General features: G+C 71.4%; 4 protein-coding genes. 3 read left to right on the forward strand and 1 reads right to left on the reverse strand.

The genetic code is table 11. The features are described 5' to 3' along the window. Window positions 1–173 precede the first annotated feature (173 nt). On the forward strand, window positions 174–1997 hold the full coding sequence (locus tag B0W88_RS30460; protein WP_077038249.1) for an aminopeptidase P family protein: 1824 nt from the start codon (window positions 174–176) through the stop codon (window positions 1995–1997). 19 nt (window positions 1998–2016) lie between these two features. Here B0W88_RS30460 and B0W88_RS30465 read toward each other — a convergent pair whose 3' ends face one another. Further along, a complete protein-coding gene (locus tag B0W88_RS30465) occupies window positions 2017–2265 on the reverse strand; it encodes a hypothetical protein (protein ID WP_077038250.1) in 249 nt (82 codons plus the stop codon). 288 nt (window positions 2266–2553) lie between these two features. Here B0W88_RS30465 and B0W88_RS30470 point away from each other — a divergent pair, with 288 nt between their 5' ends. Then, window positions 2554–3462, forward strand: coding sequence for a hypothetical protein (locus tag B0W88_RS30470; protein ID WP_077038251.1), 909 nt, complete (start codon window positions 2554–2556; stop codon window positions 3460–3462). 8 nt (window positions 3463–3470) lie between these two features. After that, window positions 3471–3792 (forward strand): hypothetical protein (locus tag B0W88_RS30475; RefSeq protein ID WP_144007085.1); only part of this gene is annotated, 322 nt, incomplete at its 3' end.

Here is a 3792-nt window from a genome sequence, read left to right on the forward strand (position 1 = left end):
GAGACCGCCACCGCCGAGCCCCGCAGCCGCCCAGGCCGCAGCGCTGCCAACCCAACTCGTCGCAACAACGGTGCGTTCCCCGGAATTCGGCGAGGAACCATTTTCTTGCCTCACTACAATCCGCGGCATCGTTTCCAGTCCCCCACAAGGGGCACGCTGAAGGGCCACACGCCATGGACACTCGCACCTCCCAGATCACCCTGCGCATCGAGCGCATCCGCGACGCGCTGCGCGCCGGCGGCGCCGAGGCGGCGCTGATCCTGTCGGCCGACCCGCACCTGTCCGAATACCTGCCCGAGCGCTGGCAGGGCCGCCAGTGGGGTTCGGGCTTCACCGGCTCCATGGCCACGCTGGTGGTCACGCTGGATCGGGCCGCCCTGTTCGCCGACAGCCGCTACTGGTCGCAGGCCGAAGCGGAACTCGCCGGCACCGGCATCGAGCTGCAGAAGATCCCCACCGGCGCGGCCACCCACTACATCGAATGGATCGCGGCGCAGCTGAAGCCGGGCCAGACGCTGGCGGTGGACGGCCAGGTGCTGAGCCTCTCGCTGGCCGGCGCGCTGCGCGCGGCGATGGACCAGGCCGGCATCGCGCTGCGCACCGACCTCGACGTGCTCGACGCCGCCTGGGACGGCCGCCCCGGCCTGCCCGGCGCCGCCGTCTACGAGCACCTGCCGCCGCAGGCCGCGGTCAGCCGTGCCGACAAGCTGGCACACGTCCGCGCCGCAATGGCCCGTGCCGGTGCCAGCCACCATTTCATCTCCACCGTCGACGACGTGGCCTGGCTGCTGAACCTGCGCGGCGCCGACGTCGACTACAACCCGGTCTTCCTCGCCCACGTGCTGATGGACGCGAAGCAGGCCGCCACGCTGTTCGTCGCTGCCGGCAAGCTGCCGGCCGAACTGGTGGCGCGTCTGAAGGCCGATGACGTCGAAGTAGCGGATTACCTGCAGGCACCCGTCGCGCTGGCCGCGCTGCCGGCCGACGCGGTGCTGCTGCTGGACCCGCGCCGCGTCACGCTGGGCCTGCGCGAGGCCGTGCCGGCCGCCGCGCGCGTCATCGAGCAGATCAACCCCAGCACGCTGGCCAAGAGCCGCAAGACCCGCGCCGAAGCCGGCTTCGTGCGCGAGGCGATGGTGCAGGATGGCGTGGCGATGTGCGAGTTCTACGCCTGGTTCGAGGCCGCGATGCTGCGCGGCGAGCCGATCAGCGAGCTGACGATCGACGAGCACCTGAGCGGCGCCCGCGCCCGCCGCCCCGGCTTCATCGGCCTGAGCTTCCCGGTCATCGCCGGCTTCAACGCCAACGGCGCGATGCCGCACTACCGCGCGACGCAGGACTCGTTCGCCGAGATCAAGGGCGATGGCCTGCTGCTGATCGACTCCGGCGGCCAGTACCTCGGCGGCACGACCGACATCACCCGCGTCTGGCCCATCGGCACCGTCAGCGCCGCGCAGAAGCGCGACTACACCCTGGTGCTCAAGGGCATGATCAACCTCAGCACCGCGGTGTTCCCGCGCGGCACGCTGAGCCCGATGCTGGACAGCCTGGCCCGCCTGCCGCTGTGGCAGCACGGCCTGGACTACGGCCATGGCACCGGCCACGGCGTCGGCTACTTCATGAACGTGCACGAGGGCCCGCAGAGCATCTCCAAGGCCGTGCCCGAGGCCGCGATGGCGATGGAGGCCGGCATGATCACCTCCAACGAGCCGGGCCTGTACCGGCCGGGGCAGTGGGGTGTGCGGATCGAGAACCTGGTGCTGAACGTCCCGTTCATCACCGAGGAGAAGAACCAGTTCGGCGAGATGCTGGCCTTCGAGACGCTGACGCTGTGCCCGATCGACACGCGCTGCATCGACCAGGGCCTGATGCGTGCCGACGAGACCAAGTGGCTGGATGACTACCACGCCACCGTGCGCGCGGCGCTGGCACCGCATCTGAGCGGCGCCGCGCTCGATTGGCTCAACGAGCGGACAGAACCGCTGGTGAAGGGCTGAGCGAGGGATCGCCCCGTCGTCAGACGGGCATTGCGATGCGGTTGAAGGCGAAGTCCTTTCCCGCCTTGATCGCATGAGTCAGGGCCTCGCGCGGCGAGGCCCAGGCGAAGCCGCCGGACAGCGCCTCGTTGCGATAGGCCTCGGTCTTGGGCAGGCGGCCGCGCACCCGCACGACCACGACGGCCGCCACATAGCCGTACTGCTTGGAGCGCTCGACCGCGCCCGCATAGATCTTGTAGTCCCCGGCATCAACTTCTTCGAAATGCATGATTCGTGTGTCCTTGGTCTTGCCACGCCGCGCTTGCTCGGCGTAGTCCGTACTATTGCGACGTTAGGGACGCGCCGGAACACCCCAAAGTAGGGTCGGGAAAAGGTGAACGTGACCGAAGTCACGCGGGGCCATCCGCTGCGCCGCGGCTGCAGCCGGTAAGTTTCACGTCCGGGCGCCGGCCTAATGAACTAACGCGTTACTAGCACGCCGTCCGGAATGTGGAGGATGCGGCCCTTGCCGGTCGCTGCTACAAGCGTTCCACGCAAGAGACGGAGGGCCGTGGCCATGGGCGGATCGCTGCGCACGAGCTGGCACATACGCCTGCGCGACTGGCTGCGGGACTGGCTCGCGGGCGGGCCGCTGCTGGCCGCCTACACGCACGCGAACCGGGACTCCATCGCCCGCGCGCTGTCGGGCCAGGACCCCTTCGGCAGCCGTCGCGACGAAGCGGCCGGCGCGCGCATGGTCGTGTCGCTGTCCTCGGCCCATGTGCCCGCCTTCTGCCGGGCCAGCGCCGCGGGCGAGCCGCGCCCCTACCTGAACTGCCACGACCTCGCGCTGAGCCAGGGCCGCCCGGCCTCCGAGGCACGGCTGCGCGTGGACCAGGCCCTGCCGGTAGCAGACTGGCGCGAGACCTACTTCGGCGCCGTGGAGCTCAATGGCTGCGGCATCCGCTATTACGGCGACGTCTGCCTGGTGCTGAGGCAGGTGCCCGAGGACACCGTCGTGCTCGACCGCAATTCGTTCGAGCTGCTGCGCGCGCCGATCGCGCCGGGCTGGAGCGAGCGGCCGGCCGCGGATCAGGCGCGGGCCTGCAGGGACATCCTGCGCGGCTGGTCGGGCCGCTGGGGCAGCGGACTCGCCGAGATGGCGGCAATCAAGGTGCAGCGCGCGCTGGGGCCTCGCGACCGGCGCTGGACCATCGGCCAGGTCTCGCAGGCGCTGTGCGACGACGAGGACTATCTCGAGGTGCTCCGGCAGGGCAGCTTCGGCGCCGGCGATCTGCAGGAGGCCCGCATCACCGCCGAGGACGCCGCCCACGACGCGCTGGCCGGCAACCGCCTGCTGCGCGGGCCGGTGCCGCGCATCGAGGCGCTGGTCTGGCGCCAGCGGCGCAGCCGCGCCGAGCGCGCGCTGCGCGAGGCCGGCGTGCCGCTGCACGTCGTCACCGGCCCCGGCCGCGCGCGAGGCTGATCGCGGCGATGAGGGACGCCCTGCGCCTCTGGCACCTCGAAGCCTTCGACCTGCGGGCCGGGCTGGCCTTCGTGACCACCGTCGGCGAGGGCGCCGAACGGCCCTGCCTCTTCATCTCGCCGCCCGGCTTCACGCCGGAGCCGGTGGACAACCTCGCGCTCGCCTGGGGTGCGGCACGCGCGCGCTTCGACACCCTGCTGCTGGCCGATGGCGAGGAGGCGCTGTTCGGCTCGCCGCGGGAGGCCGCCGCCTTCGTGCGCCGGGCCTATGTGGCCAGCGCGGCCGGCGATGGCGGCGATGCGCCGGCGGGGCTGCCGCCGCCACGGCCGC

Source organism: Pelomonas sp. KK5, from assembly GCF_001984095.1.
Taxonomy (GTDB): domain Bacteria; phylum Pseudomonadota; class Gammaproteobacteria; order Burkholderiales; family Burkholderiaceae_C; genus KK5.

Bases quoted from the DNA above. Each gene is read 5' to 3' on its own strand.
- B0W88_RS30460 (WP_077038249.1), top strand. From the start codon at position 174: ATGGACACTCGCACCTCCCAGATCACCCTGCGCATCGAGCGCATCCGC.
- B0W88_RS30465 (WP_077038250.1), bottom strand. From the start codon at position 2,265: ATGCATTTCGAAGAAGTTGATGCCGGGGACTACAAGATCTATGCGGGC.
- B0W88_RS30470 (WP_077038251.1), top strand. From the start codon at position 2,554: ATGGGCGGATCGCTGCGCACGAGCTGGCACATACGCCTGCGCGACTGG.